Raw genomic sequence first — 4,469 nt, 5'->3', positions numbered from 1 at the left:
GAGCCGATCGCCCCGACCCGCCAGCGCCGGAAGGGGAGCACACCCTGTTCGCCCGCTGGCAGGCGTCCAGTGACCATCCGCTGCTCGACGGTCGCACAGCGGATGCCGGCTGGCCCAAAGTAATTGTCGCTATCGATCCAGAGGCCATGGCCGAGGCGTTTGAGTCGCCGGTGCTGGACCATTACGCCAGACTGGATGACGGCAGCCCGGGTGCCCTGATTACCGGGTGGCAGGACCTGGAAGTGAGCGCTGCCAAACACCTCGGTTATGCGGTGCAGTGGTTTGCCATGGCGGCCGCCGTGGTAATCTGGTTGTTTGTGACCCTCATGGGCCTGCGCAAACGCAGGCGTACAACAACAGCGAACTCCGCAGAATGCGGTAGCGGGAGTAGCCCTAATGACTGATCAAGATCCGAACGAACGCCAGCGCCGATTCAAGCGTCGGGGCCAGATCACCGCCATTGGTTTGATAACGGTGGTGGCGCTGCCCATGCTGATTGCCTACGTGCTGTTCCAGACCGGTGTCGGCATCCCGGACGGGCAGGTCAATCAGGGCGAGTTGCTGGACCCACCCCAGCGGTTTACCCAGTGGCAGCCAGAGACCCTGGCGGGCGAAGCCTGGACGCTGGACCCGGAACAGAAACGGTGGCGCTACGTGATCCCGGTGGACGCGGAGTGCGGTGAGCGCTGCCAAGCCAATCTGTACCTGACCCGTCAGGTACACGTTCGTCTGGCGGATAAAGCCTATCGGGTCAAACGCATCATTCTGCCGGTCGGCGGGGAGCCTTCGGACGCACTGTTGGAGCAGTGGCGGGAGGAGCATCCGGGCACCGAGGTGCTGCGCCCCGAGGAAGCCACCATGATGGCATCACTGGCGGACACCAACCTGCCGGGTAACCCGGTGAGCGAAGGCCGGTATTTTCTGATGGATCAGGAAGGCTTTGTGATGATGGCCTATGGCCCCGATCACACCGGTAACCAATTACTGAAAGACATCAAGCGCTTGCTGCGCTACTCCTACGAAGATTGATGGTCCGAGGAGACTGAATCGTGGCGCCAATAAAAAATCAACAAAAACACGGCTATCGCTGGGCCCTCTTTGCCGCCGCTCTCTGCGCGGTGGTGGTGGTTCTGGGGGCATTCACCCGGCTGGTGGATGCCGGCCTGGGCTGCCCGGACTGGCCCGGGTGTTATGGTCATCTGACCTGGCCGAGCTCGGACGAGCATGTCGCCAGGGCCGAGGCCCTGTTCCCCGAAGCGCCGGTCGAGCACGATAAAACCTGGCCGGAAATGGTGCACCGGTATTTTGCCGGTACCCTCGGGTTGGTGATTCTGGGGATCACCCTGGCCACCTGGCGCTTCGCCGCCCGGGCGCCGGCCATGAACTATCCGCGTTGGCACGCTACCGGTCTGCTGGCCCTGGTGGTTGTGCAGGCCGCTTTCGGCATGTGGACCGTTACCCTCAAGCTCTGGCCGCAGGTAGTGACCGCTCACCTGCTCGGCGGCTTTGCCACCTTCAGTCTGCTCTGGTTGCTGGCGCTGCGCCTGCAGAACCGCCCCTGGAGCCTGTCCAGCAACAGTTATCGGCGCTTGGTTGGGTTGCGCCCGCTGATCTGGCTGGCGCTGATGGTTGTGGTCATGCAGATTGCCCTGGGGGGCTGGACCAGCTCCAATTATGCCGCCCTGGCCTGCACCGATTTTCCCACCTGCCACGGCGAGTGGTGGCCCGATACCGACTTTGTGCGGGGCTTCAATTTCGCCCAGAGTGTCGGCCCCAACTACTTGGGCGGTCTGCTCGAAGGTGATGCCCGCACCGCGATTCATTTGACCCACCGCATCGGCGCCCTGGTGGTGACCCTGGTGCTGCTGGTGCTGTTGTATCGCCTGTGGCAGGTGCCACTGAGTCGCGCGCGGCGTTTGGCCGGTGTGATCGGCCTGCTGCTGGTGGTGCAAGTCACGCTGGGCATTACTAACGTGCTGGCGTCACTGCCGCTGTCGGTAGCGGTTGCCCACAACGGGGTCGGTGCGTTACTGTTGCTGGGCTTGGTGACTCTGGCTCACCGGAGTTATTCGGCGATACGAATCTAGGGGTATAAAAAGCAGGAATCCCATGGCGAAAATAATTGATAACACGCGCACGTCCGGATCCAGCATGAGCTGGCGAGATTATTACGAGCTGTGCAAGCCCAATGTGGTGTTGCTGATGATCCTGACGTCGGTCATCGGCATGCTGTTGGCCGTGCCCGGTATGGTGCCGTTGGATGTGCTGCTGATCGGCAATCTGGGTATCGCGCTGTGCGCCGGTTCTGCCGCCGCCGTGAATCACTTGGTGGATCGCCATGTGGACCAGAAAATGGCCCGCACGTTTAACCGCCCCGTGGCCAAGGGCCGGGTCGAGCCCCTGCAGGCGGCGATGTTCGCCCTAGTCATTGGCAGCCTGGGTCTGGCGCTGCTGGTGGTGTTCATCAACACCCTGACTGCCGTGCTCACCCTGGTGTCGCTGTTGGGCTACGCCGTGGTCTACACCCTGTTTCTCAAGCGCGCTACCCCCCAGAATATTGTCATCGGTGGTATCGCCGGTGCCGCGCCCCCTCTGCTGGGCTGGACGGCGGTGACCGGTGAAATTCACGGTCATGCGCTGCTGCTGGTCCTGATCATTTTTGCCTGGACGCCCCCGCATTTCTGGGCCCTGGCGGTGCACCGCAAAGACGAGTACGCCAAGGCGGACATTCCCATGCTCCCGGTGACCCACGGCGAGCAGTACACCAAACTGCACATCCTGCTGTACACCGTGATCCTGGTGCTGGTGACCATGCTGCCCTATATCACCGGCATGCTGAACTGGCTGTACCTGCTCGGCGCCCTGGTGCTCGGAGCGGGTTTCCTCTACTGGTCCCTGGCATTGATGTTCAGCAAAAAGCCCTCGGTGGGGATGGATACCTTCAAGTACTCCATCGTCTACCTGATGGCGCTGTTTGTGGTGATGCTGCTGGACCACTACCTGCTGCCCGTGCCGACCGACTATCTGCGCCTCTGACCAATCCCTGATGTACCGGAGTCAAGCCCGTGAGTGACACTGCCCCCAACCCCGACCATCGCCGCGCTCGACAGCAGCGCGGTATCCGCCGCACCGTGGCTATTCTGGTTGCCGTCGTGGCGGTGGTCGTGGGCCTGCAGGTGTACAAGGTCACCCGCGAGCCGGCCCTGGACCGGGAGGCATTGCGGGAGCAGGGCACCCTGGTGTTCGAGCAGCCCCGTCGGGTCAGCGCGTTTGAGCTGGTGGACCATCGGGGCGAAACGTTCACTCCGGAGCAGCTCAAGGGCCAGTGGACCCTGGCCTTCTTCGGCTTCACCCAGTGCCCGGATATCTGCCCCATGGCGATGGCGGAATTGGCCCGGACCATGGAAGCGCTCCCGCCGGAGTTGGCCGAGCGCACTCAGGTGCTGCTGGTCACCCTGGACCCGGCGCGGGACACCCCCGAGGTGCTGGCGGAATACGTGCCCTATTTTCACGAAGACTTCGTCGGTGTCACCGGCGAATTTCTGACCCTCAAGCGACTGGCCAACGAGGTCAATGTCGCCTTTGCCAAGGTCACTCAGAGCGACGACGATTACACGGTCGATCACAGCGGCAATATCGTCCTGTTCAACCCCATGGGCGATTACCACGGTTTCTTCAAACCGCCGTTTGATCCCACCCGGCTGGCTGAACACTACGGGTCCATCGTCGCGGCATTCCCGCACTAGCCGATGCGTTGACGACACGGCATCGAGCGGTGCCAAGTCGGTGACCCTGTTGGAGAGACGGCCCCATGTCGCTATCGTCCCACACGACCCATCAGGCCCGAACGTCGTCCGGCGTCAGCCTGTGGCTGCCCCTGGTGCTGATCGTCAGCCTGTTTTTCATGTGGGGCGTGGCGAACAACCTCAATGACATCCTGATCACCCAGTTCAAGAAGGCCTTTGTCCTGAGTGACTTCGCGTCGGGCTGGGTCCAGTCCGCGTTCTATTTCGGTTATTTTGCGCTCGCGATACCGGCTGCGGTGGCGATGAAACGCTTTGGTTATAAAGTGGCAGTGATCATTGGGCTGCTGCTGTATGGCCTGGGCGCGAGCCTGTTCTATCCGGCGGCGCTGGCGCACGAATACAGCTATTTTCTGCTGGCGCTGTTTGTCATTGCCAGCGGCCTGGCCTTTCTGGAGACCTCGGCCAATCCGATGATCGTCGCGATGGGCGATCCGGAAACCGCCGAGCGACGCCTGAATTTTGCCCAGTCGTTCAACTCCCTGGGAACCATTTCCGGAGTGCTGATCGGCCGCGAGTTTATTCTCTCCGGGGTGGAGCACAGCCCCGATGCGCTGGCGCGGATGAGTGAGGTAGAGCGCACGGCCTTCTATACCAGCGAGGTTCAGGCGGTCGCCGGCCCCTATCTGGCGATCGCCGCCGTGGTTTTTTTCTGGGCTCTGGCGG

At 62.2% G+C, this 4,469-nt stretch carries 6 protein-coding genes; all 6 read left to right on the top strand.

What is annotated here, in order from left to right; translation table 11 throughout:
• Positions 1-404 (top strand): SURF1 family protein (locus B3520_RS05605; RefSeq protein WP_286875599.1); only part of this gene is annotated, 404 nt, incomplete at its 5' end.
• Positions 397-1,029, top strand: a complete 633-nt coding sequence (locus B3520_RS05600; RefSeq protein ID WP_286804179.1) for a hypothetical protein — start codon at positions 397-399, stop codon at positions 1,027-1,029. The genes B3520_RS05605 and B3520_RS05600, both read left to right, overlap by 8 nt.
• A gap of 20 nt (positions 1,030-1,049) precedes the next feature.
• Complete coding sequence (locus tag B3520_RS05595) at positions 1,050-2,087, top strand: COX15/CtaA family protein (protein WP_339618225.1); 1,038 nt, start codon at positions 1,050-1,052, stop codon at positions 2,085-2,087.
• Between the two features lie 22 nt (positions 2,088-2,109).
• On the top strand, positions 2,110-3,036 hold the full coding sequence (cyoE, locus tag B3520_RS05590; RefSeq protein WP_286804180.1) for a heme o synthase: 927 nt from the start codon (positions 2,110-2,112) through the stop codon (positions 3,034-3,036).
• Between the two features lie 29 nt (positions 3,037-3,065).
• A complete protein-coding gene (locus B3520_RS05585) occupies positions 3,066-3,746 on the top strand; it encodes an SCO family protein (protein ID WP_286875597.1) in 681 nt (226 codons plus the stop codon).
• A 65-nt stretch (positions 3,747-3,811) separates the two neighbouring features.
• The coding region (locus B3520_RS05580; RefSeq protein ID WP_286875595.1) for an MFS transporter at positions 3,812-4,469 on the top strand (658 nt) is incomplete at its 3' end.

The organism is Marinimicrobium sp. UBA4509, from assembly GCF_002388575.1.
GTDB classification, from domain to species: domain Bacteria; phylum Pseudomonadota; class Gammaproteobacteria; order Pseudomonadales; family Cellvibrionaceae; genus Marinimicrobium; species Marinimicrobium koreense.
Note: the sequence above shows the minus strand (reverse complement) of the source record. Positions and strands in the feature narration are given on the sequence as shown.

What these genes read in the sequence shown, in the direction of transcription:
- B3520_RS05600 (WP_286804179.1), top strand. Translation starts at nt 397, where the DNA reads ATGACTGATCAAGATCCGAACGAACGCCAGCGCCGATTCAAGCGTCGG.
- cyoE (WP_286804180.1), top strand. Translation starts at nt 2,110, where the DNA reads ATGGCGAAAATAATTGATAACACGCGCACGTCCGGATCCAGCATGAGC.